Source organism: Arthrobacter sulfonylureivorans, from assembly GCF_047607445.1.
Lineage (GTDB): Bacteria > Actinomycetota > Actinomycetes > Actinomycetales > Micrococcaceae > Crystallibacter > Crystallibacter sulfonylureivorans_A.
The window spans coordinates 36,601-63,440 of the sequence record NZ_JBLKRT010000029.1 but is presented as its reverse complement, the minus strand read 5'-3'; the positions used below and the strand labels follow the sequence as shown (position 1 = coordinate 63,440).

Here is a 26,840-nt window from a genome sequence, read left to right as displayed (position 1 = left end):
TGCTGGTGGACCCGCGGCCACTGGACGCGGACATCCGCACCGCCGCGGTCAAGCCGGTCCGCATCCCGCTGGGTTTTTCCTACCAGCGCGACGGCGGTGACTTCAGCCGGGCGATCCACCGCTGCACCGGGATCGCCCAGTGCCGCACGGACGCGCCGACCCGGCCGGGCATGGTGATGTGCCCGTCCTACATGGCCACCAAGGAGGAGAAGGACTCGACCCGCGGCCGCGCCCGCGCGCTTCAGGAAATGATCCTGCGTGCCTCGGGCGGTCATGACGACGACGGCGGTGCCCGGCCTGGGGATGGCGGCATCCGACGCGACGACGGCGGTGCCCCGCTTGGCGACGGCGCGGAGTATGACGGTGGCGGCCCGCCCGGCGCGGGCGGTGGCGGCAGCGGCGGTCCTGCCGATGCGGCGCCGGACTGGCGCTCGCCGGCCGTGCATGAGGCGCTGGACCTGTGCCTGTCCTGCAAGGGCTGCCTCTCCGATTGCCCGACCGGAATCGACATGGCTTCCTACAAGGCAGAGGTTTTGTACCAGAGCTATCGCGGGCGGCTGCGGCCGGCGTCGCACTACTCGCTCGGCTGGTTGCCGCGCTGGGCCAGACTGGCCTCGTTCGCACCGAAGCTGACCAACGGACTCCTGAAAGTCCCGGGCCTGCGGCACGCCGGTCTGCGGCTGGCCGGAGTGGATGCACGGCGCGGACTTCCGCAGTTCGCGCCGCAGACGTTTGACCACTGGTTCCGGAAACGGCACCGGCAGGGCGAGGCCGCCGGTGCTCCCGATGCCCCGAACGGCGCCGTGCTGTTATGGGCGGATACCTTTACCAACTACTTCTCGCCCGAGATCGGGCAGGCTGCGGTCAGGGTGCTGGAGCGAGCCGGCTACCAGGTGCTCGTTCCAAACGATCGGTTGTGCTGCGGATTGACCTGGATCTCCACCGGACAGCTCGACACCGCGCGCAGGATCCTGGGCCGCACCGTTGAGGCGCTCGCCGCTTACGCTACTGCCGGCGTACCCGTGCTGGGACTGGAACCGTCCTGCACTGCCGTGCTGCGCTCTGATGCGCTGGAGTTGCTCGGTGAGCGGGCGCTTCCGGTTGCCCAATCCACCCGCACCCTTGCGGAACTGCTGGCGGGCACCCAAGGATGGACACCGCCGTCGTTAGCAGGGGAGGAGGTAGTGGCCCAGCCGCATTGCCACCACCAGGCCGTCCTCGGCTGGGGCACCGACGAAGCGCTGCTGCACGACGCCGGAGCCAACGTGCAGCGCTTGGGCGGATGCTGCGGACTGGCCGGCAATTTCGGCGTCGAGCGTGGCCACTATGACGTGTCGGTGGCCGTCGCGGAGACGCAGTTGCTGCCGGCTGTCAGATCCGCCGGAGCCGATGCCGTGCTGCTGGCCGACGGCTTCTCCTGCAGAACCCAGCTATCCGATCTCACAGACCGGCGCGGGGTGCATCTGGCGCAGCTGCTGGATGGTGCTTCAGGGCCAGACCGAGCCGGCCTGGAACCGGGGCCAGGAACGCCGGGGACATGACGGAGGGGAGAGCAGTGGACAACGCCGGAAGCCACCGGAGGATCGTGGGGCCGATTTCCTGCCCGCCCGGTTCCACATCGGCCGTGGCAGAATGCAGTATCGGCAAGCGATCAAAGGGGACGTCGTGGCCATCAAGGACAAGCTAGCGGGGGCCCAGCGGCAGCTGAAGAGGTACGCGGCGCGGGCGGGCCAGTTCCGTGTGCGGGAGAGTGACTCCGGGCCGACGGCCAGTGCCCAGACGGCCCGCGTGTCCGTGGTCATCCCGGTGTTCAATGCGATGCCGTACCTGAAGGAGCTGCTGGATTCGCTGGCCGCGCAGGATATGGACCCCGCGTTGTTCGAGGTGGTGGCCGTGGACGACGGATCTACCGATGAGGGCCGCAAGCTGCTGGATGAGTACGCGCAGAGGCATCCCAACTGGCGCGTAATTCATCAGCAGAACAGCGGCTGGCCGGGCAAACCGCGCAATGTGGGCATCAACGCCGGCACGTCCGATTACGTTTTCTTCTGCGACGCCGACGACAAACTCGGCGCCGAGGCGCTCCGCCGCATGGTGGCCTTCGCCGACCGGCACCAGGTGGATGTGCTGGCGCCCAAGATGGTGGGGATCGGCGGCCGGCGGGTCCAGTCCTCGCTTTTTACCGAGACCGTCCCAGACGTTCCGGTGCGGAAAATCCTGGCTACGCTCTCGCCGCAGAAGCTGATCCGGCGGGAACTGCTGGACACCCACGGCTTCCGCTTCCCGGAGGGCAAGGTCCGGCTGGAAGACGGCATGCTGCTGACCCGCTGCTATCTGGCCTCGCGGCGGAATGCGATTGCGGCCGACTACGACTACTACTTCATCCGTACCCGGCAAGACGGGACGAATATCAGCGCACAGAAGGCCGCACCGGAAAGCTACACGGGCTCGGTGTCCGAGATCGCCCGGATCATCACCGAGAACCATGATGACGCCGAGGAGGCCGAACTGCTGGTGCTGGATCTGTACCGGCGCAAGCTTCTCCGCGCTTACGTTCCCTCCCGCTTCCGTCAGATGCCCGCCGCCATCCGGAAGCGCTGGGTCGAAGCCCATGCGGGCTTCGTGGACCAGTACATCCCGGAGCGGCTGGAGGCGCAGCTGGGCTTTCCGTTCCGGCAGCGCTCGCAGCTGGTTCGCGCCCGGGATACTGAAGGCCTGCTGAAGCTGGCGGACACCGAAGAGGCCCTGAAACCGACAGCACGCGCCCTGCTGCCGCAGCTGGACGACGAGTCGGTGGCGTTCGGCCTGCGCTTTGAACCGGCAACCGAGTTCGATTCCGTCCGCGTGGTCGCGCGCGGGCGGGGCACACCTGAAGCTCGGACCTTCGACGTCAAGCGCGACGCCGGCGAGTACCGTGCCGTACTGCCGCGGACGGATCTGGCCGGACTGGGCAATGTGCTGGTGGACCTGTTTGTGCAGCTGGGGCTGGGCGGCATGGAAGGGCCGCCGCGGCGGATCCTGGCGCCGGGGGAGGGGCTGCCGGTGCAGTCCGGAGGTCTGCGTGTCTACGCCACAGTCCACGGCAACCTCAGCCTGGACCAACGCCGCTGACCTGAGCGGTGGTCGACGGAGGCGCGCTCGCACCCGGTGGTCGAAGGAGGCGCGCCAGCGCCGAGTAGAGACCCGCGAGGGGCCTCCGCGCGCTCGCTGGCGCTCGCTTGGTCGACCACCGGGGTTAATGGCGCTCGCTTGGTCGACCACCGGGGTTTTCGGTGGTCGATGGAGGCGCGCCAGCGCCGAGTAGAGACCTGACGACCGGAGGCTATTGCCGCGCGCTGACTATCCGGGCGGTTTCTTCCAGGACTTCGCGCAGCGCAAGAATGGCGGGCCGGTTGGCGGAGGCCCGGCGGGCGGAGGTGAAGACGGTCCGACGGGGATCATCCGGCAGGTCCAGCATCCGGCAGCTGGTGCCCCGGCCGCTCCACACCAAGTCTGGCAGGAACGCCACCGCATTGCCGGATTCGATCAGCCGGATCTGGGCCTGCAAATCGGCTGTTTCATAGCGGACGTCGGGTTCAAAGCCGGCCTGGCGGCAGGCTTGCTCGGCCCAGTGCCGGGAGGCCGCCCCGCGCGGCTCCATCACCCAGGGCAGGCCGCTGGCATCTTCAAGCGATCTGGCCTCCCCGCCGGCCAGGCCAGCCGGCGGGACGGCGAGCCGGATGGCGTCGGTGGTCAGTCTCTTGCGGTCCAGGTCGGGGTGGTGCGGTGCCGCGTGGCCGGGATACTGCTCGGCGACGACCAGGTCGAAGTCGCGCGCCCACGTCTCGTACAGCGCGGTTTCCGGTTCCCGCTGGACCATTTCAATCCGCACCTCCGGGAAGCGCTGCCGCATGCTGGTCAGCGCATCCGGCAGCAGCGCCAGAGCCGCGGACTGGAAGACCGCCAGCCGGACGCTCCCGGTCACCGTGGTCAGCGACGCGGCGAGGTCCGTTTCGGCCTGCTCGAGCCGGGACAGCAGCGACTCCGTATGGGCCACCAGGATCTCCGCCTGCGGCGTGAGCTGCACCCGGCGGCCGGCCTTGCGCAGCAGCTCCACCCCGGCTTCCTTCTCCAGCAGCGTCAGCTGTTGGGATACCGAGGACGGGCTTAGATTCAGTGCGCTGGCCACTTCGGCCAAGGTGCCGCGCACTTTGACCTCCCGCAGCAGCCGCAGTCTTCGCACATCCAGCATGGCCCGCTCCATTCATCACAAAAGCCGATGATTACCAGTCGGAAAAGATCGCTTTTTCTTCACAGAGTCTAGTTCCATACTGGTCCTCAACAGGCAATGCAATTACGTTGAAAGGACTGATGCTGCCGTGACCGACGTCCTCAAGGAGGCACCGATGCAGACCACAAGATTTGTCGATACCCAGGTAGCCGACCTTGCCGCCGACACCATCAAACTGGTCCGGCACTGGCTGACGGACGCAGAGAAGATTCCCGCCGACGCCGCGGCCGAGCAGCTGGCCGGCGTGCTGAACGACCCCCATGGCTTGGAATTCACCGTCGGATTTGTTGACGGCGTGATCCGGCCCGAGGACCTGAGGGTCGCCGCCCGGAACTTGGCCACGCTGGCGCCAAAGGCTCCGTCCTTCCTGCCCTGGTACATGCGCGCCGCCGTGCGCGTGGGCGGCACGATGGCGCCGGTGCTGCCGCAGGTGGTCATCCCCGCTGCCCGCAAGGTGCTGCGCGAGATGGTGGGCCACCTGATCGTCGATGCCACCGACGCCAAGCTGGGGCCGGCGATCGCCAAGATCCGGCAGGACGACGTCCGGCTGAACATCAACCTGCTCGGCGAGGCGGTGCTGGGCAGCCGCGAGGCGGAACGCCGGCTGGAAGGCACCAAGCAGCTGTTGGCCCGCGACGACGTGGACTACGTCTCAATCAAGGTCTCCTCCACGGTGGCCCCGCACTCGCACTGGGCGTTCGACGAGGCGGTGGAGCACGTCGTCGAAAGCCTCACCCCGCTCTACCGGCAGGCCGTCAACTCTCCCAAGCGCAAGTTCATCAACCTGGACATGGAGGAGTACAAAGACCTGGAGATGACCATGGCGGTCTTCACCAAGATCCTGGACCAGCCCGAGTTTGAGCACCTGGAGGCCGGCATTGTGCTGCAGGCCTACTTGCCGGACGCGCTCCGCGCCATGATCCGGCTGCAGGAATGGGCTGCCGCCCGCCGTTCCCGCGGTGGCGCCGCCATCAAGGTGCGGGTAGTCAAGGGCGCCAACCTGCCGATGGAGCAGGTGGAAGCGTCCTTGCACGGCTGGCCGTTGGCCACCTGGGAAACCAAGCAGGACTCGGACACCAACTACAAGCGCGTGATCAATTACGCGCTGCAGCCGGAGCGGATCGGCAACGTGCGGATCGGCGTGGCCGGACACAACCTCTTCGACGTCGCGTTCGCCTGGCTGCTGGCCAAGCAGCGCGGCGTGGAGGCCGGCATCGATTTCGAGATGCTGCTGGGCATGGCGCAGGGCCAGGCCGAAGCCGTGAAAAAGGACGTCGGGTCGCTGCTGCTCTACACACCCGTAGTCCATCCCGCCGAGTTCGATGTGGCGATCGCCTACCTGATCCGCCGGCTGGAGGAAGGCGCCAGCAGCGAAAACTTCATGTCCGCGGTCTTCGAACTGAGCAAGAACGAGCGGCTGTTCGAACGCGAAAAGCAGCGCTTCCTCGCTTCGCTGGAGGCGCTCGACGACGAAGTGCCGGAACCGGGCCGGCAGCAGGACCGGGCCAAGCCGGAACAGGCCCGCCCAGCCGACTCCTTCGACAACATCCCGGACACTGATCCGTCGCTGCCAGCCAACTTGGCCTGGGGCCGGGAGATCCTGGCCCGCGTGCCGGCCTCGACATTGGGCCTGGACACGGTCGCGGCGGCCCAGATCAAGGACGAGGCAGGGCTGGAACAGGTGATTGCCAACGCCGTGCAGCAGTCCAAGAGCTGGGGTGCGATGAGCGGGGCCGAGCGCGCGCAGGTGCTGCACAAGGCCGGCGACAAGCTGAACGCCAACCGCGCCCGGCTGCTGGAAGTGATGGCCGCCGAGGCGGGCAAGACGCTGGACCAAGGCGACCCGGAAGTCTCCGAGGCAGCCGATTTCGCGCATTTCTATGCCGAGTTGGCCCGGAAGCTGGACACCGTGGACGGCGCGGACTTTGTGCCGGCGAAACTGACGGTGGTGACCCCGCCGTGGAATTTCCCGACGGCGATCCCCGCCGGAGGTGCGCTCGCCGCGCTCGCTGCAGGCTCCGCCGTCGTGATTAAGCCCGCCAAGCAGGCCGCACGCACCGGTGCCGTCATGGTTGAAGCGGTGTGGGAGGCGCTGGATGAAGCCGGCGTGCCGCGCGACGTGCTGCAGATGGTGCAGCTGGGCGAGCGCGAGCTGGGCAAACAGCTGATCTCCCACCCCGAAGTGGACCGCGTGATCCTCACCGGTGCCTATGAGACCGCCGAACTGTTCCGCTCCTTCCGCCCGGACCTGCCGCTGCTGGCCGAGACCTCGGGCAAGAACGCCATCATCGTCACCCCCAGCGCCGACTTCGATCTGGCCGCCAAGGATGTGGCGTACTCCGCGTTCGGCCATGCCGGGCAGAAGTGCTCCGCTGCATCGCTGGTGATCCTGGTGGGATCCGCCGCCACTTCGCCGCGGTTCCGCAACCAGCTGGTGGACGCCGTCACGTCGATGAAGGTGGGCTACCCGGAGGACCCCACGTCGCAAATGGGTCCGATTATCGCGCCGGCCGAAGGCAAGCTGCTGGACGGACTGACCACGCTGGGTGCCGGGGAAAGCTGGCTGATCCAGCCCCAGCAGCTGGACGATTCCGGCAAGCTCTGGAGCCCGGGCGTGCGGACCGGGGTGGCGCGCGGATCCCGCTACCACTTGACCGAGTTCTTCGGCCCGATCCTGGGTGTGATGACCGCCGAAACGCTAGAAGAAGCCGTGGCCATCACCAATGACATTGAATACGGGCTGACCTCCGGCCTGCATTCGCTGGATGCCGAGGAGCTGGATTACTGGCTGCAGAACATTCAGGCTGGCAACCTCTACGTGAACCGCGGCATCACCGGGGCCATTGTGCGTCGGCAGCCGTTCGGAGGCTGGAAGAAGTCCTCGGTGGGTGCCGGAACCAAGGCCGGCGGACCCAACTACCTGATGGGGCTGGGCGAGTGGGAGGCCACCCCGTCCACGGCCGCGGCGGAGGTGCACGGCGCATCGGCCAAGCTGCTGGACGCCGCCCGCCGTGCCGGGCGGGCGCTGTCCGCGGAGGAATTGAGCGGACTGGAACGTTCGCTGCGTTCCGATGCCGCGGCCTGGGCCGACGAGTTCGGCGTGGCCCGGGACATTTCCGGGCTGACTGCGGAGCGCAATGTGTTCCGCTACCTGCCGGTTCCGGTGACGGTCCGGCTGTCCGAAGGTGAACCGCTGGTCAAACTGGTCCGCGTGCTCGCGGCCGGTGTGCTGGCAGGCTCCGATGTGGCGGTCTCCAGCGCCGTCGCACTTCCTGCGGCATTGCAGGCGGTGGCTACGGAGCTGGGCGTTGCCGTGACGGTGGAGGACGACGACGCCTGGCTGGCTCGGGTGCCTCGGCTCGGTGCCGGGCGGATCCGCCTGATTGGCGGGGACGCCAAGGCCCTCGCCGTTGCCACCGGTGGGCGGCCGGATGTGGCGGTCTATGCCCACGACGTGACCGAGGCCGGTCGGTTGGAAATGCTCCCCTTCCTCCACGAGCAGGCGGTCAGCATCACCGCACACCGCTTCGGCACACCCAACCACCTGTCCGACAGCCTGATCTAGCCGCTTCGGCAACCCCGTCCGGGTCCCTTCAGGGGAGTGTGACCCGGGCGGGACCGTCCCCCCGGACCGAACCGCTGGCCCGTCCCTCGGGGAGCTGCCTCCCGACCCGCCGCGCGGGCCATCCCAACCGGCCGACTATTGAGCAGGCGCCCTTTTCAAGTCTGAGAAGGGCGCCTGCTCAATAGTGGATGGCGTAGGCACTGGCTCGTCTGCGAACGCTCTGGGTGGACGGCGGCCGCAACTTCTCAGCCGTGCCGCCGCATCCAGCCGACCGCATGCAACGTGAGCGTGCCGGCAATGATGACCAGACCGGCGAACACGACATTCGGCGCCAAAGTCGAGACCATAATGAACCAAGGGAACCCGTTGTCCATAGCGCCCTGGGCACCCATGAGATTCATATCGACAACATACGGCGCCACCGATCCCCACGCGCCAAAAGCGGTGAGCCCTAATCCCAGCACCCAAAGCGCCAGCAGGTAGGGATTGATTTTGCGGCGCGCAGCGGGAGCGCCCTCCGCCCGGGCCTGTGGTGCCGCGTCCGGCGGGATGACCTCGGCAATCCCGGTCGACTGCGCGACGCTGTCGCCCGCGAGCTCCGCCGCTGGCGCGGGGACGGCGCGTCGGGCATTGTCGGCGTTCGGTGCCGCGACGGTCGCGTCGGCTGACGGGCCGGAGGCAGTCAGGCCGACGCTTCGCGCGGTCTCCGGGGCGTCACCGCCGCGCTGGTAGATCGTGTCGTACCGCTGGTCGAACTGTGATGGTGATGCGGACATGGTCCCCCTTGTCGCCGTCCTTTCTGTGAATCTACCGGATGCCGGGCAACGCTGTTAGGCTGTGCGCCATGGGAATTCTGATTTTCGAGTAACTAGGTCCTGGACCGGTCAAAACCGACAACCGAAACAAGGCTTGCTGAGGCTCTACCTCGCGAGTGGTTCCCTGAATCCACCCCGCTTTCCGGATCCGATCCGGTTCTTTTGGCGTCTTCGCCGTGAGCGCTGATCCGGCGGAAAAGTCTCCAGCAGGCTCGACGAGATTACCGAAGGAGAGCCATGACTGATATCGATCCGCGGGCACCGAAGCCCGCAGAACTTAGTACACCGAACATCCACCTATCCCCGGCTGCCGCAGCCAAGCTGACCGCTGAGCAACAGGCCAGGTTGGCGTCCGCGCGGGGCGCGAAAGCCGGCGACCTGCCCGGATGGCACAGCATCGGCAACAGCCACAAGCCAAAGCATGCCAGCGGCAGGCAGGGCCCGCCGGAGAAGAAAGTGCGCTGGTAAAACTGCGCAGTGCCCGAACGCAGTGCCCCGGCGGACAGGTTCCGCCGGGGCATTGCAGTTGATGAGGCGTTAGCACGCAGACTGTCCTATGGCCGGGCCTGCAAGGAGGAGGCAGCGTGAGACCCGATGTGCGCCGCATGCTGGTGATCCAGGCAGGCAACGTCCTGCTGCTGGCCATTGCGGGCGTGACCATAGTGATGGCCGTGGACGCGCTGACCGCGCAGCCCAGCGGGCCGCCGGACGAGCCGGACGCGGGCTGGGCGCTTGCCACGATCTCCCTGGGCGGTGCGCTCGCCGTCGTGGTGCTGGCGATTTTTGCGTACCGGTGGACGGCTCGGGGCGAACGCTATGCGCCGTTGTTCGGCGTGCTCGGCTGGGCTGTGCTCTGGCTACCGCTCAGCCTGACCCTGGGCGCGGCGAGCGGCACGCCGGCCTTGGCTTACCTCGCCACGCTGGTTTGCGGGGCGGGCATTGTGCTGTCGCTGGTGGCGTTGGGGAGCAAGAAGCCGCGCTGAAACTTCACGGAGCCGAAGCGTCAGTCCCGGAGTGAACCCCATTCCGGCGGCAGCAAAGGCTTGGCGCCTGAGGCCGGGCCTACAGGCTGCCGCGGGTTTCGTCGCGACGGATGGTTTCGCCGGTGTTGGGGTCCTGCACCTGGCGAGTCTCAGTCACGCGGTGGTCGTTGCGTGGGATGGCCATGACGATCGAGATGATCAGGCCCAGTGCGCCGACACCCATCAGGATCCACCCGATCAGGGTCAGGTCGACGAAATCCACTACGTCAGCAACAGCGAAGGCAAGGATCGCGCCAATGGCGATCAACGCAATTGATGATCCAATTCTCATAGCCAGTAACTCCTTTGACATTGGGCGGTCGGCGAGCAAGTGTCGCTGCCGACCGTCGGTGAGGAAGTACATGGTGCAATTGTCAGCATACTTGTTGTTTCCGGAATCGTCCCGGAAGCTGTGATTTAGGCTTAAGGCCGGAACACCATCGCGGTGCTGAGAGTTCCAGGAGGTTTTGTGGCCAAAGGACGGAAGATCAATCCAGCCATGCGGGTGGCTACGGATGCGGCGTTCGATAAGCAGGGCAATCTGAAGCCCGGCACAACAACAGCTTTCATGAAGGCTTTGGACGTCCAGCGGCCGCTGGTGCTGGCAAATCTGGATCGGCTGCGGCGTAAGTACCCGGACGCCACCCCGGCGGACCTGGCGGCGACGCTGGAAAAGCACTATCTGACAACCGTGAGCTCAGGCGGCGCGGCGGTAGGTGCCACCGCCGTCGTTCCCGGAATAACCGCGGTGGCCTCACTGGGTCTTTCCGCGGTGGCAACTGTCGGCTTTCTGGAATCCACGGCGCTCTTTGCCCAGTCCATCGCTGAACTGCACGGCATTGACACTGAAAACCCGGAGCGCTCGCAGGCGATGGTGATGGCCATCCTGATGGGCGAAGAGGGCCGTTCGTTGATCAAGGAGTTCGCCGGGCAGGCCGGCGGCCGCGGCGGGAATCCGGCCCGCGCCTGGGGAAGCGCCGTGGGCAGCACCATGTCCACCGGGATGGTCAGTTCACTGGTGGACAGCCTGAAGAAGCGCTTCTTGGCCAAAGTGGTGGCCAAGCAGGGTGCGGCAATGTTGGGCCGGGTCATTCCGTTCGGCATTGGCGCCGCGGTGGGTGGTGTAGGCAACCATGTGATGGGACGGCGTGTTGTTGCCGCCACCCGGGCGGCCTTTGGACAACCGCCGCTGGTCCTGCCGATGTCCCTGGTGGAGGACCTGGTGGAAAACCGGTACCGGCTGGGGACACTCCCGGCCGCGCCCGGGCGGTTGACCGCCAAAATGCTGGAGAAGCTGCCCGTGATCAAGCGCAAGGGCCAGAAAGCTATCACAGAGTCCGCGGATCATGACGGCGAGTGACCGGCCCGGCATCGACCTGAACAGCGACCTCGGCGAATCGGTCGACGGCCGGCTAATGGGCGACGACGCTGCGATGTTTCCGCTGATCACCAGTGCCAACATCGCCTGCGGCTACCATGCCGGCGACGACGAGACCATGCTGGCCAGCTGCCGCCGCGCCGCCGAGAACAGGGTGGCGGTGGGCGCGCATGTTTCGTATCAGGACCGGGCCGGGTTTGGCCGGCGGTCCATGGATGTTCCGCCGGCCGAGTTGGTGGCGGACGTGACGTCCCAACTGGCTGCCCTCGATCGGATTGCCCGGAGCGCCGGAACGCCCATTGCCTACGTGAAGCCGCACGGCGCGCTCTACAACCGGATAGTCCACGACCGAACCCAGGCAGCGGCGGTGGTGGAGGCCGTCGGCACTTTCGATCCGCAGCTTCCCATCCTGGGTCTGCCCGGTTCCGCGGTGCTTGAGCTGGCCGCCGGTGCCGGGCTGCCGGTATTCCGGGAGGCCTTTGTGGACCGCGGCTATCGCGGCGACGGCACGTTGATTCCGCGCGGCGAGCCGGGCGACCTGCTGGAGGACCTGGAGCAGATAGCCGACCGCGCGGTGGAATTCGCCCTGCAGGGTGCGGCTGATTCGCTCTGCGTGCACGGCGATACCCCCGGCGCGGTGGCGATGGCACGGCTGGTCCGGCAGCGGCTGGCTGCGGCGGGAATCAGCCTCCGTCCGTTCACCGACGCCGCCCGGGCCTCCGGGCGGTAAGGTGCAGGTCCTGCCTTTCGGCGAAAGCGCGCTGCTGGCCGAATTCAGCACCCTCGACGACGTTTTGGCGCACTACGGCGCGCTCTCGGCCTCGCTGCCGCCCGGGGTCACGGAACTGGTTCCTGCTGCCCGCACCATTTTGGTGACGTTCGCCGCCCCGGCGAGCAGCGCCGTCGTCCGCCAATGGCTGGAAGACACGGCACCGCACGACGCCGAAGCCGGCACCGCGGAAGGCCCCGGGGACATCGTCACGCTGGAGGTGGACTACTCCGGCGAGGACCTGCCGGAGGTAGCGCGGCTGCTGGGCATGAGCGAGGCCGACGTGGTCCGGCAGCATCAGCAGTGCGAATGGACTGCCGCGTTCACCGGCTTCGCGCCCGGCTTCGCCTACCTGGTGGCGCCGGAGAATCCGCTGCAGGTGCCGCGGCTGGCCGAACCGCGGACCCGGGTGCCCGCCGGATCCGTGGGCCTGGCCGGGGAGTTCAGCGGCGTCTACCCGTCGGAGTCGCCGGGCGGCTGGCAGCTGATCGGCAGGACCGATGCACGGCTCTGGGACCCGGCGCGGGAGCAGCCGGCACTGATAACGCCGGGAACACGCGTCCGGTTTAGGGCGGTGTAGTCATGCTGACGGTGCTCAAGACGGGACCGGAACTGCTGGTGCAGGACCTCGGCCGGCCCGGCCATGCCTCCGTCGGAGTGAGCCCGTCCGGTGCACTGGACACCCGGGCGCTGCGGGCGGCCAACCGGTTGGTGGGCAACACAGAATCCGCCGCCGGTCTGGAATTGCTGTTGGGCGGGGCGGTTCTGGAGTTTGACGACGACGCGGTGGTTGCGCTGACGGGCGCCGTCGGCGAGCTGGCGGTCTCCGGGCGTGGCAAAGAGCGCTACCGCCCGTTCCGGGTTGAGGCTGGCCAGCGGCTGGAGATCGGCGTGGCCACCTCCGGGCTGCGGTACTACCTGGCAGTTGCCGGAGGCATCATGGCGGAGCCGCTGATGGGGTCGGCCGCTACCGACGTGCTTTCCGGCATGGGGCCGGCACGATTGCAGGACGGCGACGTGCTGCGGGTCGGCCCGGCCGTGCCAGCCAGCGAGGCCCCGTGGCTGCCGGTTCCGCATCCGCCCGCCGGCACCGTGGCGGTGCGGTTGCAGCCCGGACCGCGGCTGGATTGGTTCGCCGCGGACACCCGGCAACGATTGGCGCTGGGCGACTGGTCGGTGAGTGCTGACAGCAATCGCGTGGGGTTGCGGCTGCTGGGGCGGCCCTTGCAGCGGGTGGTCGAACGCGAACTGCCCAGCGAGGGCATGGTCACCGGCGCGGTGCAGGTTCCGCCGTCGGGGTTGCCCACCGTGTTTCTGGCCGACCATCCGCTTACCGGCGGCTATCCGGTGCCGGCCGTGGTGGCGCCGGCGGACCTGCCGCTGCTTGCCCAAGCCCGGCCCGGCCAGCGCATCCGCTTCCACTGGGCCGGCTGAGCAGCACAGCCGTTTGCGAGGCGCTCCCGTTTGGACCGTTCGCTCCCGTTGGATCGTCTGCTCCCGTTCGAGGGGGAGCAGACCGCTCAAATGGGAGCGCTCCCCGTTGTGCGGCGGGCAGCGGTTAGCCGAAGATGGCGGTGGCCACGGTGAAGATCGTCAGCCCGGCCAGTGAACCGACCACGGTGCCGTTGATCCGGATGAACTGCAGGTCCCGGCCCACTTGAAGTTCGATCTTGCGCGACGTCTCCTGCGCGTCCCAGCGCTCGACCGTCTCGGTAATGACGCTGGCGATTTGTGAACGGTAGGTCCGGACCAGGTACCCGGCCGCTTCCTCGATCCAGCCGTCGATTTTTGCCGCCAGTTCGGCGTCGGTCGCCAACCGGTGGCCGAAGTCCGCTACTGCCCGCTTGAATGCCAGGCTCAACTCGCTCTGCGGATCGTCCACTGCCTCCAGCAGCGAGGTTTTGAGCGTCTCCCACGTGCGGGTTGCTAGTGCCCGCACTTCGGGATCGCCCAGCGCATTGTGTTTGATCGCTTCGACCCGCGCCATCATTTCGGGGTCGTGCTGCAGATCCTGGGCCAGGGAGTTGAGGTAGGTGTCCAACTGCCGGCGCATCGGATGCTCCGGGTCGGCCTGCACGGCAAGGATGAACTTGTACAGCTCCAGATGGACCTTGTCGCCGACCAACGAATCCACGAACTGCGGCACCCAGGTCGGCGAGCGGTCGGAGACCAGCCGCGCCACGGTCTCCTGGTTGTCGAGTACCCAGTCGGCGGCGCGGTCCAGCAGCAGATCCACCAGCTTCAGGTGGTGGCCGTCGCGCAGCACATGCTCGGCCAGCCGACCCAGCGGCGGACCCCACGGCGGGTCCAGCAGGTGCCGGCGGGCCAGCGACTCGATGAGTTCCTGGACGTCCTCGTCGTTGAGCACCTGCAGGGCCCCGCGGATGGCCGTGGCTCCCTCGCGGGCAACCCGTTCGGTGTTCTCCGGCCGTTCCAACCAGAGCCCCGCCTTGGCGGTGATGCCAAGCGAGCCGATCTTGGCCTTCACCACGTCCTCGGCCAGGAAGTTCTCCTCCACGAACTGGCCCAGGCTCGCCCCGATCTGGTCCTTGCGGCGCGGAATGATGGCCGTGTGGGGGATCTTGAGCCCCATCGGGTGCTTGAACAGAGCGGTCACCGCGAACCAGTCGGCCAGCGCACCCACCATGCCGCCCTCGGCCGCGGCCCGGACGTAGCCCAGCCACGGATAGCTTTCCTGCAGGGCGAAGGAGACCATGAAGACCAGGGCCAGGACCACCAGCAGGCCGGTGGCCAGCAGCTTCATCCGGCGCAGCGCGGCGGCGCGGTCGCTGTCCGTCAGACCAGCGCTGCGGCTGCCGCCGTATGGCCCGCCTCCGCGCGTGCTCCCCGCCGCCCGTCCGCTCACCGGCTCGTCCCTCGGCCCATCCGTACGCCCGTCCGCAGTGTCGGGTGCGACGCCGCCGCCCGTCTGAGTGCCCATGTTGCCTCCGAACCGAATCGCCGAACGATCATCGACCGTTCACCCTTCAGTCAACCCTACGGCGGTCCCGGTTGTCCGGTCATCGCGTACGGTGAATTCATGCCCCAGAGGATCTACGCTCACCGCGGTTCCAGCGAGCAGTATGCGGAGAACACCCGCGCCGCCTATCTGCAGGCCATTGCCGACGGCGCCGACGGGATCGAGTGCGACGTCCACCTGACCAAGGACCGCCGGCTGGTCTGCTTCCACGACTTCACACTGGACCGCACCTCCAACGGCACCGGCAACGTTTCCGACCACACCCTGGATGAGTTGCTGCAGCTGGACGTCAGTTCCTGGAAAGGCGTGCCGATCCCGCCCGAATACGGCGGCACCGCGGACCAACTGGTCACGCTCGACGACCTGGTGGACCTGATGCGGGCCGCCGGACGGCCGCTGGGCCTGGCCGTGGAGCTCAAGCACCCCAGTCCGTACGGGCAGGAGCTGGAGGACGAACTGCTCAAGTACCTGATGGCAGAGGGCTGGGACCCGGAGACCTCGCGGCTGGACAACATCCAGATGAGCTTCATGAGCTTCCACCCGGACGCGGTGAAGTACCTGGCCGACAACATGCCCGGCGAGTACCTCTGCCAGCTGCTGGACGACATCGACGCCGAGGAACTCAAGGCCAGCCTGATGATGGGCGAGCTGACCGTCGGTGCGGTGGCGGGACTGCTGCGGCGCGCGCTGTCCGAAGGCGAAGGGCTGATCGAAGAACACCGCGTGGGTCTGGCCGGACCCGGCGTGGACTACGTGCGCTCGCATCTGCCGCTGATCCGCCGCTGGCTGGAGGCCGGTATGCAGTTCCGCGTCTGGACGGTGGACGATCCGCAGGACGTGAAGCTGTGCCGGGACCTGGGCTTCGGCGAGATCACCACCAACCGTCCGGCCGAGGTCCGCCGGCAACTCGAGACAGCCCACGTCTAGGACCGCCCCCGCGGGCAAAGAGCCTGCCGAAGGCCTCTGCCGCAACCATGGCCTTTGTGGTTTATTTGGTGCATGGCATCTCCGATTGAGGATTATGCACTGATATCGGATCTGCACACGGGAGTGTTGGTGTCGCGGTCCGGGAGCATGGACTGGCTCTGCCTGCCCCGCTTCGACTCGCCCTCCGTCTTCTCCGCGCTATTGGGCGGCCCCGGACACGGCCGCTGGCTGCTGGCCCCGGACGGCGCGCGGCCCCAAACCGGCGAGCCAATGGGCACTGGCCCGGAGGGGGCACAGAGCAACGACCCGTTGGAAGCCCAGCAGCGCCAGCACCCGGTTTCCACCCAGGAACACAACGAAGCAGTCTCCTCGGATCCGGAAACCCACGCGTCCTCCGCCACCGAACAGGCCGAAGAGGCGGCCGGTACGGGCGGGGCAGCCCACGCGGCCCAAACACCCGGGGCAACCAATGGAGCCGGAGCATCCGAGGACGCTGCCGGCACCGCCGAAGCCTCCGGAGGCGCCACCAGTTCCACGGCCGAGACGCCGGCCGGATCGGGGTCCGGGCAGCCCGTCACGGCGGACGCCATGCACAGCAACGGTGCAACCACGGCACCGGTCCACCCGCGGCCCGCACGGCATCACCGCCAGCCCAGCGGCACCGCAGCCGAAGGCGAGCCGCACGCCGTCGTCGTTAAGCGGACCTATATTGTGTCCACTTTCGTGCTCCAGACCCGGTGGAAGAGCAGCACGGGCGAGGCGCTGATCACCGAGTTCATGCCGGTGGGTGACCGCAGGGCATCGCTGGTGCGCCGGATCGAGGGCATGTCCGGCGAGATGAAGATCCGGCAAGAGCTGATCATGCGGTTCCACTACGGGGACGTGGTCCCCTGGGTGAACCGGGTCAAGGACGAAGAGAGCGGGAAGGAATCGATCGTCGCAATCGCCGGACCGGATGCACTGGTGCTGCACGGGGACGACCTGCCGCGCGCCTCGGAACGCCGGCACCAGGGCGAATTCACCATCAAAGCCGGCGAGAAGATCGACTACGAGCTGTGCTGGTTTCCCTCCCACCAGGCCGTCCCGCCGATGATCGACGTCGATGCAGCCCTGGATCAGACGGTGAATTTCTGGCAGAACTGGTGCTCACAATTCCCGCCGCAGGGGGACCACCACGGCATGGTCAAGCGTTCGCTGCTGGTGCTGCGCGCCATGACGCACGAGACCACAGGCGGAATCGTTGCCGCGCCGACCACCTCGCTGCCGGAGTCCTTCGGCGGGGAACGGAACTGGGACTACCGGTACGTCTGGCTGCGCGACGCGGCGTTGACGCTGGAGTCGATGATGACGCACGGCTATGAAAACGAGGCGCTGCAATGGCGCAACTGGCTGCTGCGCGCGGTGGCCGGCGATCCGGAAGACCTGCAGATCATGTACGGCGTGGCCGGTGAACGCGATCTCCAGGAGCGCATCATCGAGCACCTGCCGGGCTACGAAGGTTCCGTGCCGGTCCGGGTGGGCAACGGGGCGGTGTGCCAGTACCAGGCGGACGTGATCGGCGAGGTCATGGTGGCGCTGGAAAAACTGCGCAACCTGGGCGGCACCGAGGACCACTTCTCCTGGCCGCTGCAGAAGGCCATGCTGCACTACATCGAGAAACACTTCGACGAGAAGGACCAGGGCATCTGGGAGATGCGCGGGCCCCGGCGGTACTTTACGCACTCCCGGGTGATGATGTGGGCCGCCTTTGACCGCGGCGTTCGCGCCGTCCGGGAGCACGGACTGGACGGCAAGGCCGTGCGGTGGACGGAGCTGCGGGACCGGCTGCGTGAGGAGGTCATGGAGCACGGCTTCAACCGGGAGATCAACTCCTTCACGCAGAGCTACGACAGCACCGAAGTGGATGCGTCGTTGCTGGTGCTGCCGCAGGTGGGCTTTGTGAAGTACGACGACGACCTGATGCTCGGTACCGTGGCCCGGCTCGAGCAGGAGCTGGTGGATGCGGACGGACTGATCCTGCGCTACCGGACCACCTCCGGGATGGACGGGCTGGCCCCGGGTGAACACCCGTTCCTGGCCTGCTGTTTCTGGCTGGTGGAGCAGTACGCCCGCTCCGGCCGGATTGGCGATGCGCGCGACCTGATGGACCGGCTGGTGGGTTACGCGAACGATCTGGGGCTGATGGCCGAAGAGTACGACACGGTGAACAAGCGGATGACAGGCAACTTCCCGCAGGCGTTCTCGCACCTGGCCCTGATTCGGGCGGCTGACGCCATTAACGGCCACGCGCAGGACGCGGTGTAGGCCAGCGGCTCCTCCCGTTGCGTTAACCTGTGCGACGACGGCGCTGCCCGTCCGCGGGACATCGCACCCTGCTGCCCGGCTACTGTAGGTGGGTGAAGTTTTTCCAGTCCCCTGCCGTCAAAGTGGGGCTGTCCATCTCCATCGCCACCGGACTGTACGGGGTCTCCTTCGGTGCGCTGTCCGTGACGTCCGGACTGGATCTTTGGCAGACCATGGCGCTGAGCCTGCTGCTGTTCAGTGGCGGCTCCCAGTTTGCCTTCATTGGCGTGATTGGCGGCGGCGGCACCGGACTGGCCGCGATGACGGCTTCTGCCTTGCTGGGCATCCGCAACGGCATTTACGGCATGCAGATGAATGCGCTGGTCTCCCCGCGCAGTTGGCGGCGTCCGTTGGCGGCCCAGGTGACCATCGACGAGTCCACCGCCACGGCGTCCGGCCAAGAGGACCCGGACGAGCGCCGGCGCGGTTTTTGGACCGCCGGGGTAGGTATATTCCTGCTCTGGAATCTGTTCACCCTGGTGGGTGCGCTGGCCGGCAACGCGCTGGGGGATCCGAAGCAGTGGGGCCTGGACGGGGCCGCCGTCGCGGCCTTCCTGGCCCTGCTCTGGCCGCGGCTGAAAGGCAAAGAACCGGCGGCCATCGCCGTGGTGTGCGCCCTGGCCACGCTGCTGGCGGTGCCGTTCGTTCCCAGCGGCGTGCCCATCCTGGTGGCCGCAGCCGTCGCGGCGGCCATCGGCTGGTTCACGCACAAACCAGTGCCCGCCGGAATGGCTCCGGACATCGAGCCCTACGCCGAACCGTACAGCGAGCACGACGGAGCCCACTCGCTCGCCGAGTCCGAGCGCCGCAGCACCGGGCAGGACGGCGGCCCCGCGGACAGCACAGACGGAAAGGACGCACCGTGAGCCTGTGGATCTGGATTCTGCTCGCCTGCGCCATCTCCTACCTGACCAAGCTGGCGGGCTACTTGGTGCCGGCCAAGTGGATGAAGAACCAGCGGATGTCGCGCATCGCCGCCACCATGACCATCGGGCTGCTCGCCTCGCTGACCGTGGTCAACACCTTCTCCACCGGCCAGCAGTTGGTGTTCGACGCCCGGCTCGGTGCCCTGCTGGCCGCCGCCGTCGCCCTGTTGTTGCGCGCGCCCTTCCTGGTGGTGGTGATTGCCGGAGCCGCCGCGGCCGCCCTGCTCCGGCTGGCTGGCTGGGGGTAGCCCCGGCCTGCCCTCACCGGCCGGCAGGTGTGCCGCATTCAAGAGGGCGTCGGCCTAAGGGGAGGCGGCGTTAAGGCGGATTGACGACGGCGGTGCGCACCGCCGTCGTCAATTAATCGGTTCGGAGTCAGTCAGCGATCTTGGCGACCAGCCGGCCGACGACTTCACCCTTCTTGAGTTTCTCCAGGCCCTCCGGGATCTCGTCGAAGGTGATCTCGGTGAGCGTGGGGTTGAGCTTGCCGGTGGCGAAGTAGTCGTAGACCCCTTGTACGTCCTCCTTGGTGCCGCCCTGCGAGCCAACCAGGGTGACCTCGGACAGAATCAGGGTCTTGGTGCTGATGGTGGATTCCAGCCGGCCCATGCCCACCTGGACCACGCGGCCGCCGCGGCGGACCGTCTCGATGGCCTCGGCAGTGGTAGTGCCGAAACCGGCGAAGTCCACGACGACGTCCAGACCGATCTCCTTGAACTCCGCGATGGACTTGGCCACGTCCTTGGCGCCGACCTCGCGGGCCTGGTCCCAGATCTTCTCGTTGACCTCGGCGATGTAGACCTCCGCTCCGGCCAGCACCGCCACGCGCGCGCCGATGGAGCCCAGGCCGCCGAAGCCGATGATGCCGACCTTGTCGCCGGCCTTGACCTGTCCGTTGGCGATAACAGCGTGGTGGCTGGTCATGCCGGCATCGGTGCCGGCCGCGCCCTGCGAGAAGCTCACGTTGTCCGGAATGCGGACCAGTGCCTCCTGGTCAATTGCAGCCTTGAAAGAGAAGCCGCCGTCGAACGCGTAGCCGGGAGCGCCCGCGGACGTGGTGGGGCAGAAGCCAACCCGGTCACCGATCTTCCACTCGGTCACGCCGTCGCCAACCTCGGTGATGACCCCGGCGACTTCGTGGCCCAGGGTGATGGGCCGTTTGGCCAGCGTGGAGAGCCACCCCTCGTCCTCCAGCATGCCGACGTCGGAGTGGCACAAGCCCGCGGACTTGATATCAACGACCACACCACCGGGGGCGGCTGTGGGCTCGTCGACGTCGGTCAGCACGAGGGGCTCGTGGGTGTTGGTGAACTGCCAGGCTTTCATGGGTTCTCCTGTAGCGCGTTTCTAGCGTTTCGCTCCGGAGGGTCCGCCGGAGCGGTAGGGCTCGTGGCCCTATTGCCACCGTAGCCCGGCCCATCCGCAATTTCCATGTATATGCATGTATCGTCCGTCACCCTCCGGCGGTGTCCCGATTTCCCGCCGATTGCGGCAGGTGACGGCGGACCTGTCCTTGGCTGTGGCCCTGTGGAAGACTGAAGCCATGCTTGTAGCCTTCTCTGTTGCACCCTCCGGCGTTCCCACGGCCGGCCCCGCGCCCCACGACGCTTCGGTGCACGACGCCGTTGCCGCGGCGGTCCGGGTGGTCCGGGAATCGGGCCTGCCGAACAAGACCGACGCCATGTTCACCACCATCGAGGGCGAATGGGACGAGGTCATGGACGTCGTCAAGCGAGCCACCGAGGCCGTCGGCCTGTACGGCTCACGGGTGTCGCTGGTGCTCAAGGCGGATATCCGGCCGGGCTACTACGGCGAACTCTCCGGCAAGGTGGAGCGGCTGGAAGCGGCCGTCACCGAGCAGGAGCAGAAGTGAGCCAAGAGCGCGGCATGCAGGACGCCGATCGGGCCGAAGCCTGGACAGCGGTCGAAGACTATCTGACGGTCACCTTGGTGGGCGAGGATCCGGCGCAAGTGTCGGCTCGGGAGAGCGCCGACCGGGAGGGCTTGCCGGCCATCGAGGTCAGTGCGCCGCAGGGAAAACTGCTGATGCTGCTGGCCAAACTGACCGGTGCACGCAAGGCGCTGGAGATTGGCACGCTCGGCGGGTACAGCACCATCTGGTTGGCCCGCGGAGTGCTGGATGGCGGCGAAGTGGTCAGCTGCGAGTACGAACCGCATCACGCCGAAGTCGCCCGGCGGAATCTGGACGCAGCCGGCGTCGGGGAGAAGGTCAGCATCCGCGTTGGTGCGGCGCTGGAAACGCTGCCCGCACTGGCCGCCGAGAATGCCGGGCCCTTCGATCTGGTGTTCATTGACGCGGACAAGGAAAACAACCGGAATTATGTCGAGTGGGCGCTGAAGTTGACGCGTCCGGGCAGCCTGATTGTGGTGGACAACGTGGTTCGCTCCGGGCAGGTGCTGGCCGACGGGTCCGGTGGCAGCACGCAGGACCGCGACATCCGCGGGACCCGCGATGCGCTGGCGCTGCTGGGCTCCGACGAACGCCTGGACGCCACCGCCATCCAGACCGTGGGCGGCAAGGGCTGGGACGGTTTCGCGCTGGCTCTGGTCAAGTAATCGATGGGGCGGAGAAGTACCCGGGCCGACGAGGCCCGGGAGCCGGAGGCGTCCCGCGGGCCGGCGGAAGGACGCTACGAGATTTCCTCCGGGACGGCCGAGCTGATCCGGGAACCGGAATCCGCGGACAGCTGGCTGCTCAAGATCAACGGCGTCCAGTCCTCCCATGTGGTGGTCGGTGATCCGCTGCGCCTGGACTTTGAGTACATGCGCTGGATGGCGGCGCTGATCGGATCCCGCTGGGAGGCCGAGGCAAAGCTGCGCGTCCTTCATCTGGGTGGCGGGGCCTGCTCGATGGCGCGCTACTTGGCGGCCGCCTATCCGCAGGCCCGGCAGGTGGTTGTCGAGATCGACGCGAAGCTGGCCGACTTGGTGCGGCGCTGGTTCGACATCCCGCGGGCGCCGCTGGTGCGGATCAGGGTGGGCGAAGCGCGGGCGGTGACCGAATCGCTGAGCGAAGGCAGCAGGGACCTGTTGATCCGGGATGTTTTTGCCGGCAGCACCACGCCGGACGGGTTGACCACGCTGGAATTCACCCGGGCGGTGCGGCGCGTGCTCTCGCCCGGCGGGGTCTACCTGGTGAACTGCGGCGATACACCCCAATTGGCCGGGGCGCGCGAGGAGGCGGCGACCATCGGTGAGGTTTTCGAACACCTGGTGATGATCGCCGATCCGCCGATGCTCAAGGGCCGGCGGCACGGCAACGTGGTGATCGCTGCCAGTGACGAGCCGTTGGAGACCGGCCCGGCGTTGATCCGTGAACTGCTGCACGGCGCGGTCCCGGCCCAGCTGTGGGATGGGGCAAAAATAGCGCAGTTTTGCAGAGGATCGGCGATCAGGCAAGACCCGCCGGTCAATTAGCTGCCTTTCCTGGAACGTTATGACTTCGGCTGGAAAATGTTTGTAAGATGGAGAGCGAACGGCCGATCGGCGGCCGTATTAGGCCCGGGAGCGGGCCGCTTGCGGTTGGCTCTCCGGAGGCAGGCATAGAAAAAACGGCTTCGACACTATGGATGGTGGCTGGAGCGCTATGTCTGCTCAGCCGGACTTGGTCCGGCGCCGGATGCCGGGTGCTGACAACCTAATCCCCCCAAGTTAGGTCCAGTGCCCGGCATCTCGGTCTCTTGAATCCTTTCACCAGAGCTTTTCACCGGCGGTTGGCCGGGTCCCCTCAGCCGTGCGCCGTTCGTCCCAGCAGCTCTGCCTCCCGGCTGCGGGCCTCTCGTCTGAGCACATCGACGACGGCGGCCACGGCTGGTTGCCGCAGCGAGTCCGGGCGAGCCACGAGCCAGTAACCGAGGCGCTCCTCCAATTCCTCCGGCAAGATCCGGACCAGGTCCGGATGCTGGTTAGCCATGAAACAGGGCAGCAGGCCCAGGCCGGCGCCGGCGCGGGTGGCCTCCACATGGACGAACACATTGGTGGAGCCGAGGGCGGTGGCCATTGCGGGCAGCAGCCGGCGCGGGGCGTCCAGATCGTCCACCTGCAGCATCGAATCGATGAAGTACACCAGCGGATGGTTCATTGCCGCGCGGACAGTGTCCGGCGTGCCATGTTTGGCCAGGTAGTCGCGGGAACCGTACAGACCCAAGACATAGCTGCCCAGCCGGATGGATCGGGCCCGGTTGACCTGCGGCCGTCCGACGACCACTTCGAAATCCAGGCCCGGCCGGTGCTGTGAAGCCCGCCGGGCAGCGGTCACGATCTCCACGCTGAGCTTGGGGTGGTCCTGCTGCAGTCGGGCAATCGCCGGCGCGGCGACGAAGGCACTGAAGCCGTCGGTCGCGGACATTCGCACCACACCGGTCAGTTGGTCTGCCTCATCCGGTGCGCGGTTTAGCCCGGCCAGCGACTCCTCGATCCGTTCTGCCACTGCCGCCGCCTTGCGGCCAAGATCGGTCAGTTCCCAGCCACCCGGCGCCCGCGAGAAGGCGCGGCCGCCCAAGGAATTCTCCAGGGCAGTGATCCGGCGGGAGACCGTGGTGTGGTTCAGGCCCAGGTGTTCGGCTGCGGAGGTATACCTGCCGGTGCGGGCAACGGCGAGCAGGATGATCAGATCGTCCGGGTTAGCGGGCAAGGGCGCGGAGGTCATATCTGCATTTTCGCAGACCCGATCTGCAAACTTTGCCATTGATGCACACGCGGTTAGAGGGAATACTCAGGGTGGTCGCATTGTGACCTCACTCACAGGCCTGCCGGGACACTCCGGAGGCCCCGCACCTGCAGTATCCGCACGCCACGCAAGGAGAAAGATGAGCGCCCACGCTACCCCCACCGGACCCGGATCCGGCACCTCACACGAGTCGCCGCCGTCGGTCCTGCGCAAGGTTGTCACGGCTTCCATGGCCGGCACGGTCGTTGAATGGTACGAATTCTTCCTCTACGCAACGGCGGCCACCCTGGTCTTCGGCGCCCTGTTCTTCCCGGACGCCGGTACCGAACTGGATGCGATCATCGCAGCCTTCGTCACCTTCGCCGTTGGCTTCATCGCCCGGCCGCTCGGCGGCATTGTCTTCGGCCACTTTGGTGACAAGGTGGGCCGGAAGAAACTGCTGCAGTTGAGCATCATCCTGATCGGCGCAGCCACCTTCCTGATGGGCTGCCTGCCAGGATTCGACCAGATCGGTTACTGGGCGCCGGGCCTGCTTGTGGCGCTGCGGTTCATCCAGGGCTTTGCCATCGGCGGCGAATGGGGCGGCGCAGTGCTGCTGGTCGCCGAGCACAGCCCGGCAGCCAAGCGCGGGTTCTGGGCATCCTGGCCCCAGGCCGGCGTGCCGATGGGCAACATGTTGGCCACCGTAGTGCTGTGGATCATGTCCACTGTCCTGTCCGACGCCGAGTTCCTGGCCTGGGGCTGGCGCGTTGCCTTCTGGCTCTCCGCCGTCATTGTGATTGTGGGCTACTACATCCGCACCAAGGTCACCGAAGCGCCGATCTTCCTGGAAGCCCAGGCAGAGGCCGCCAAGGTCAAGTCCACCTCCTACGGTGTGGTGGAAGTGATGAAGCGTTACCCGCGCGGTGTCTTCACCGCCATGGGCCTGCGCGTCGCCGAGAACATCATCTACTACATCGTGGTGGCGTTCTCCATTACCTACCTGAAGACCGTGCACGACTTCGACGTCACCACCGTGCTGGGCCTGCTGATCCTGGCGCACGCCTTCCACTTTGTGGTGATTCCGTTCTACGGGCGGCTCTCGGACACCATCGGCCGCCGGCCGGTGTACATGGCAGGCGCCGTGCTGTCGGGCGTCTGGGCCTTCGTCGCCTTCCCGATGTTCGACACGCAGAACCCGATCATCATCCTGGCCGCGATCTTCCTGGGCCTTGCCGTACACGGCCTGATGTATGCCGGACAGCCAGCCATCATGGCCGAGATGTTCCCCACCCGGATGCGCTACTCCGGTGTCTCGCTGGGCTACCAGGTCACGTCGATCTTCGCCGGCTCGCTGGCCCCGATCATCGCCGCCACGCTGCTGAAGGACTTCCAGCACTGGCTGCCGATTGCGCTGTACCTCGTGGTCGCTTCCCTCATCACCATCGTGGCGGTGTACTTCGCACGTGAAACCAAGGGAGCCTCGCTGCGCGACCTCGACCGGGCCGACATCGCGGCCCAGACCGGATCCGAAGTGCGGGCCCAGGCCTAGGCGGAAGCAGGGCTTGGCCGCCCGGGTTAAGCCCAAGGCAACACTTCACCAGGCAAGCAAAAGGGACCGGTGCCGCCCGTTGGGGGGCGGGCACCGGTCCCTTAGCCGTTCAGGGAGCAGCGGTTGATCAGCGGAAGCCAATCAGCTGTTCGATCGGCCCGATACCGAAGAAGAGCACGAAGGCAGCGGCCACGATCCACATCAGCGGGTGGATCTCCCGGGCCCGGCCCTGGAAGGTGCGCACCAGCACGTAGGCGATGAAGCCCGCACCCAGGCCGTTCGCAATGGAATAGGTGAACGGCATCAGGGTGAAGGTCAGGAAGGCAGGGATGGCCACGCCCCAGTCGGACCAATCGATCTTGCCCACCTGGGACACCATCATGAACCCGACGACGACGAGCGCCGGCGCCACTGCCTCGAAGGGCACCAGCGAGATCAGCGGTGTGAAGAACATGGCCAGCAGGAACAGCAGCCCGGTCACGACGTTGGCCAGGCCGGTGCGCGCACCTTCGCCGATGCCTGCGCCGGATTCCACGTAGATCTGGTTGGAGGAGACCGATGCGGCACCACCGGCAACGGCACCCACGGCGTCGACGATCAGCACCCGGTCCACGTGCGGAATGTTGCCCTGCTTGTCGGTCAGGCCGGCCTCATTGGCCAGGCCCACCATGGTGCCCATGGCGTCGAAGAAGATGCTCAGCAGGATCGCGAAGGCCAGCAGGGATGCGGCCGTGAAGCCCAGCGTACCGAAGGAGCCGAAAATGCTGACCTGGCCGACCAGGCTCAGGTCGGGCAGCCCCACCCAGCTGCCGGTCGGCAGTTCGGGCACTACCAGGGACCAGCCCTGCGGGTTGAAGCCGTCGGGGCCCACTGAAGGTCCGACGTTGGCCACGGCTTCGATGATCACCGCGAGCACAGTAGCGGACAGCACGCCGAGCAGGATGCCGCCCTTGACCTTGCGCACCACCAGGGCGATGGTCAGGATCAGGCCGAAAATGAAGACCAGCGTCGGCCAGCCCAGCAGCACGCCGTCGAACCCGAGGCCCACCGGAACTGTGGTGCCCGCCGCGTCCGGAATGCGTCGGATGAAGCCGGCGTTGACCAGACCGATCAGGGCGATGAACATGCCGATGCCCACCACAATGGCCGTCTTCAGGCTTTGCGGTACGGCGTTGAACACCGCGGTCCGGAACCCGGTGAGTACCAGGATCAGCATGGTGATACCGGAGAGCACCACCAGGCCCATGACGTCCGGCCAGGTCAGGCCTGGATTCGTAGCAACCGTGATAGCGACGAAGGCGTTGACACCCAACCCGGTCGCCAGAGCGAACGGGTACTTGGCCCACGCGCCCATGGCAATCGTCAGCACGCCGGCCACCAGGGCCGTCACCGCTGCGACGCGTTCGGCGCCAAGCATGGCTCCGGTCGAATCGGCGCCGCCCAGGATCAGCGGGTTCAGCACCACGATGTAGCTCATCGCGAAGAACGTGGCCAGACCGCCGCGGATTTCACGTGAATAGTTGGAGCCGCGCTTGGTGATCTCGAAGTATCGGTCGAGCACCGAAGTCTTGTCGGCTACTGCTGCCTTTGCGGGCATGGGGAATGTCCTCCACGGGTGAGTGGC

The 26,840-nt window shown here is 67.0% G+C and carries 24 protein-coding genes; 17 read left to right on the top strand and 7 right to left on the bottom strand.

Annotation, left to right across the window (positions count from 1 at the left end):
* Window positions 1-1,541: (Fe-S)-binding protein (locus ACMX2H_RS14235; RefSeq protein ID WP_414961259.1), on the top strand; the 1,541-nt coding region annotated here is incomplete at its 5' end.
* Window positions 1,542-1,665: 124 nt separating this feature from the next.
* On the top strand, window positions 1,666-3,111 hold the full coding sequence (locus ACMX2H_RS14230; protein WP_414961257.1) for a glycosyltransferase family 2 protein: 1,446 nt from the start codon (window positions 1,666-1,668) through the stop codon (window positions 3,109-3,111).
* Between the two features lie 211 nt (window positions 3,112-3,322).
* Here the strand turns inward: ACMX2H_RS14230 and ACMX2H_RS14225 are convergent, their stop codons facing one another.
* Window positions 3,323-4,231, bottom strand: a complete 909-nt coding sequence (locus tag ACMX2H_RS14225; protein ID WP_414961256.1) for a LysR family transcriptional regulator — start codon at window positions 4,229-4,231, stop codon at window positions 3,323-3,325.
* 154 nt (window positions 4,232-4,385) lie between these two features.
* On the opposite strand from ACMX2H_RS14225, the gene ACMX2H_RS14220 reads away from it, so the two are divergent.
* Window positions 4,386-7,835, top strand: a complete 3,450-nt coding sequence (locus tag ACMX2H_RS14220; protein WP_414961254.1) for a bifunctional proline dehydrogenase/L-glutamate gamma-semialdehyde dehydrogenase — start codon at window positions 4,386-4,388, stop codon at window positions 7,833-7,835.
* Between the two features lie 245 nt (window positions 7,836-8,080).
* On the opposite strand, the gene ACMX2H_RS14215 is transcribed toward ACMX2H_RS14220, so the two are convergent.
* The gene (locus ACMX2H_RS14215; RefSeq protein ID WP_414961253.1) at window positions 8,081-8,611 is read right to left on the bottom strand and encodes a hypothetical protein; all 531 of its coding nucleotides are present in this window, start codon (window positions 8,609-8,611) and stop codon (window positions 8,081-8,083) included.
* A gap of 276 nt (window positions 8,612-8,887) precedes the next feature.
* Here ACMX2H_RS14215 and ACMX2H_RS14210 point away from each other — a divergent pair, with 276 nt between their 5' ends.
* Both ACMX2H_RS14210 and ACMX2H_RS14205 read left to right on the top strand, forming a co-directional pair.
* The gene (locus ACMX2H_RS14210) at window positions 8,888-9,118 is read left to right on the top strand and encodes a hypothetical protein (protein ID WP_414961251.1); all 231 of its coding nucleotides are present in this window, start codon (window positions 8,888-8,890) and stop codon (window positions 9,116-9,118) included.
* 116 nt (window positions 9,119-9,234) lie between these two features.
* Complete coding sequence (locus ACMX2H_RS14205; RefSeq protein WP_414961249.1) at window positions 9,235-9,633, top strand: hypothetical protein; 399 nt, start codon at window positions 9,235-9,237, stop codon at window positions 9,631-9,633.
* Window positions 9,634-9,712: 79 nt separating this feature from the next.
* Here ACMX2H_RS14205 and ACMX2H_RS14200 read toward each other — a convergent pair whose 3' ends face one another.
* Window positions 9,713-9,964, bottom strand: coding sequence for a DUF6458 family protein (locus ACMX2H_RS14200; protein ID WP_414961247.1), 252 nt, complete (start codon window positions 9,962-9,964; stop codon window positions 9,713-9,715).
* A gap of 177 nt (window positions 9,965-10,141) precedes the next feature.
* On the opposite strand from ACMX2H_RS14200, the gene ACMX2H_RS14195 reads away from it, so the two are divergent.
* The 4 genes from ACMX2H_RS14195 to ACMX2H_RS14180 are packed head-to-tail and all read left to right on the top strand — an operon-like array spanning window position 10,142 to window position 13,253.
* Entirely contained in the window at window positions 10,142-11,032 is an 891-nt protein-coding gene (locus tag ACMX2H_RS14195) for a hypothetical protein (RefSeq protein ID WP_414961245.1), read from the top strand.
* Complete coding sequence (locus ACMX2H_RS14190) at window positions 11,019-11,780, top strand: LamB/YcsF family protein (protein ID WP_414961243.1); 762 nt, start codon at window positions 11,019-11,021, stop codon at window positions 11,778-11,780. Before ACMX2H_RS14195 ends, ACMX2H_RS14190 begins: the two co-directional genes overlap by 14 nt.
* Before the next feature lies 1 nt (window position 11,781).
* Window positions 11,782-12,399 (top strand): 5-oxoprolinase subunit B family protein, encoded by a 618-nt coding sequence (locus tag ACMX2H_RS14185; RefSeq protein ID WP_414961241.1) that lies wholly within the window; start codon window positions 11,782-11,784, stop codon window positions 12,397-12,399.
* 2 nt (window positions 12,400-12,401) lie between these two features.
* Window positions 12,402-13,253, top strand: coding sequence for a 5-oxoprolinase subunit C family protein (locus tag ACMX2H_RS14180; RefSeq protein ID WP_414961239.1), 852 nt, complete (start codon window positions 12,402-12,404; stop codon window positions 13,251-13,253).
* A 124-nt stretch (window positions 13,254-13,377) separates the two neighbouring features.
* Here the strand turns inward: ACMX2H_RS14180 and ACMX2H_RS14175 are convergent, their stop codons facing one another.
* Window positions 13,378-14,583, bottom strand: coding sequence for a DUF445 domain-containing protein (locus ACMX2H_RS14175; RefSeq protein ID WP_414961263.1), 1,206 nt, complete (start codon window positions 14,581-14,583; stop codon window positions 13,378-13,380).
* Window positions 14,584-14,859: 276 nt separating this feature from the next.
* Between ACMX2H_RS14175 and ACMX2H_RS14170 the strand changes: the two genes are divergently transcribed.
* From ACMX2H_RS14170 to ACMX2H_RS14155, 4 genes are all read left to right on the top strand, one after another.
* The gene (locus ACMX2H_RS14170; RefSeq protein ID WP_414961237.1) at window positions 14,860-15,726 is read left to right on the top strand and encodes a glycerophosphodiester phosphodiesterase family protein; all 867 of its coding nucleotides are present in this window, start codon (window positions 14,860-14,862) and stop codon (window positions 15,724-15,726) included.
* A gap of 54 nt (window positions 15,727-15,780) precedes the next feature.
* Complete coding sequence (locus ACMX2H_RS14165) at window positions 15,781-18,030, top strand: glycoside hydrolase family 15 protein (RefSeq protein WP_414961235.1); 2,250 nt, start codon at window positions 15,781-15,783, stop codon at window positions 18,028-18,030.
* A 92-nt stretch (window positions 18,031-18,122) separates the two neighbouring features.
* Window positions 18,123-18,935, top strand: coding sequence for an AzlC family ABC transporter permease (locus ACMX2H_RS14160; protein ID WP_414961233.1), 813 nt, complete (start codon window positions 18,123-18,125; stop codon window positions 18,933-18,935).
* On the top strand, window positions 18,932-19,243 hold the full coding sequence (locus ACMX2H_RS14155; protein WP_136785638.1) for an AzlD domain-containing protein: 312 nt from the start codon (window positions 18,932-18,934) through the stop codon (window positions 19,241-19,243). The genes ACMX2H_RS14160 and ACMX2H_RS14155 overlap by 4 nt, the downstream gene beginning before the upstream one ends.
* 127 nt (window positions 19,244-19,370) lie before the next feature.
* Here ACMX2H_RS14155 and ACMX2H_RS14150 read toward each other — a convergent pair whose 3' ends face one another.
* A complete protein-coding gene (locus tag ACMX2H_RS14150; RefSeq protein WP_414961230.1) occupies window positions 19,371-20,321 on the bottom strand; it encodes a zinc-binding dehydrogenase in 951 nt (316 codons plus the stop codon).
* A gap of 217 nt (window positions 20,322-20,538) precedes the next feature.
* Here ACMX2H_RS14150 and ACMX2H_RS14145 point away from each other — a divergent pair, with 217 nt between their 5' ends.
* Genes ACMX2H_RS14145 through ACMX2H_RS14135 form a run of 3 tightly spaced genes read left to right on the top strand, consistent with a single transcriptional unit; the run spans window position 20,539 to window position 22,433 of the window.
* Window positions 20,539-20,868 carry a thiamine-binding protein gene (locus ACMX2H_RS14145; protein ID WP_136785640.1) on the top strand — a complete coding sequence of 110 codons (330 nt, stop codon included), beginning with the start codon at window positions 20,539-20,541 and terminating at the stop codon, window positions 20,866-20,868.
* On the top strand, window positions 20,865-21,572 hold the full coding sequence (locus ACMX2H_RS14140) for an O-methyltransferase (protein ID WP_414961228.1): 708 nt from the start codon (window positions 20,865-20,867) through the stop codon (window positions 21,570-21,572). Before ACMX2H_RS14145 ends, ACMX2H_RS14140 begins: the two co-directional genes overlap by 4 nt.
* A gap of 3 nt (window positions 21,573-21,575) precedes the next feature.
* A complete protein-coding gene (locus tag ACMX2H_RS14135; protein WP_414961227.1) occupies window positions 21,576-22,433 on the top strand; it encodes a spermidine synthase in 858 nt (285 codons plus the stop codon).
* Between the two features lie 310 nt (window positions 22,434-22,743).
* On the opposite strand, the gene ACMX2H_RS14130 is transcribed toward ACMX2H_RS14135, so the two are convergent.
* Complete coding sequence (locus ACMX2H_RS14130) at window positions 22,744-23,664, bottom strand: LysR family transcriptional regulator (protein ID WP_414961225.1); 921 nt, start codon at window positions 23,662-23,664, stop codon at window positions 22,744-22,746.
* A gap of 160 nt (window positions 23,665-23,824) precedes the next feature.
* Between ACMX2H_RS14130 and ACMX2H_RS14125 the strand changes: the two genes are divergently transcribed.
* Window positions 23,825-25,216 (top strand): MFS transporter, encoded by a 1,392-nt coding sequence (locus ACMX2H_RS14125; RefSeq protein ID WP_414961223.1) that lies wholly within the window; start codon window positions 23,825-23,827, stop codon window positions 25,214-25,216.
* Between the two features lie 127 nt (window positions 25,217-25,343).
* Here ACMX2H_RS14125 and ACMX2H_RS14120 read toward each other — a convergent pair whose 3' ends face one another.
* Window positions 25,344-26,813, bottom strand: coding sequence for an NCS2 family permease (locus ACMX2H_RS14120; protein ID WP_414961221.1), 1,470 nt, complete (start codon window positions 26,811-26,813; stop codon window positions 25,344-25,346).
* Window positions 26,814-26,840 lie beyond the last annotated feature (27 nt).

What these genes read in the sequence shown, in the direction of transcription:
- ACMX2H_RS14130 (WP_414961225.1), bottom strand. Translation starts at nt 23,664, where the DNA reads ATGACCTCCGCGCCCTTGCCCGCTAACCCGGACGATCTGATCATCCTG.
- ACMX2H_RS14170 (WP_414961237.1), top strand. Translation starts at nt 14,860, where the DNA reads ATGCCCCAGAGGATCTACGCTCACCGCGGTTCCAGCGAGCAGTATGCG.
- ACMX2H_RS14215 (WP_414961253.1), bottom strand. Translation starts at nt 8,611, where the DNA reads ATGTCCGCATCACCATCACAGTTCGACCAGCGGTACGACACGATCTAC.
- ACMX2H_RS14125 (WP_414961223.1), top strand. Translation starts at nt 23,825, where the DNA reads ATGAGCGCCCACGCTACCCCCACCGGACCCGGATCCGGCACCTCACAC.
- ACMX2H_RS14145 (WP_136785640.1), top strand. Translation starts at nt 20,539, where the DNA reads ATGCTTGTAGCCTTCTCTGTTGCACCCTCCGGCGTTCCCACGGCCGGC.
- ACMX2H_RS14180 (WP_414961239.1), top strand. Translation starts at nt 12,402, where the DNA reads ATGCTGACGGTGCTCAAGACGGGACCGGAACTGCTGGTGCAGGACCTC.
- ACMX2H_RS14200 (WP_414961247.1), bottom strand. Translation starts at nt 9,964, where the DNA reads ATGAGAATTGGATCATCAATTGCGTTGATCGCCATTGGCGCGATCCTT.
- ACMX2H_RS14225 (WP_414961256.1), bottom strand. Translation starts at nt 4,231, where the DNA reads ATGCTGGATGTGCGAAGACTGCGGCTGCTGCGGGAGGTCAAAGTGCGC.
- ACMX2H_RS14135 (WP_414961227.1), top strand. Translation starts at nt 21,576, where the DNA reads ATGGGGCGGAGAAGTACCCGGGCCGACGAGGCCCGGGAGCCGGAGGCG.
- ACMX2H_RS14220 (WP_414961254.1), top strand. Translation starts at nt 4,386, where the DNA reads ATGCAGACCACAAGATTTGTCGATACCCAGGTAGCCGACCTTGCCGCC.
- ACMX2H_RS14150 (WP_414961230.1), bottom strand. Translation starts at nt 20,321, where the DNA reads ATGAAAGCCTGGCAGTTCACCAACACCCACGAGCCCCTCGTGCTGACC.
- ACMX2H_RS14175 (WP_414961263.1), bottom strand. Translation starts at nt 14,583, where the DNA reads ATGAAGCTGCTGGCCACCGGCCTGCTGGTGGTCCTGGCCCTGGTCTTC.
- ACMX2H_RS14120 (WP_414961221.1), bottom strand. Translation starts at nt 26,813, where the DNA reads ATGCCCGCAAAGGCAGCAGTAGCCGACAAGACTTCGGTGCTCGACCGA.
- ACMX2H_RS14190 (WP_414961243.1), top strand. Translation starts at nt 11,019, where the DNA reads ATGACGGCGAGTGACCGGCCCGGCATCGACCTGAACAGCGACCTCGGC.
- ACMX2H_RS14210 (WP_414961251.1), top strand. Translation starts at nt 8,888, where the DNA reads ATGACTGATATCGATCCGCGGGCACCGAAGCCCGCAGAACTTAGTACA.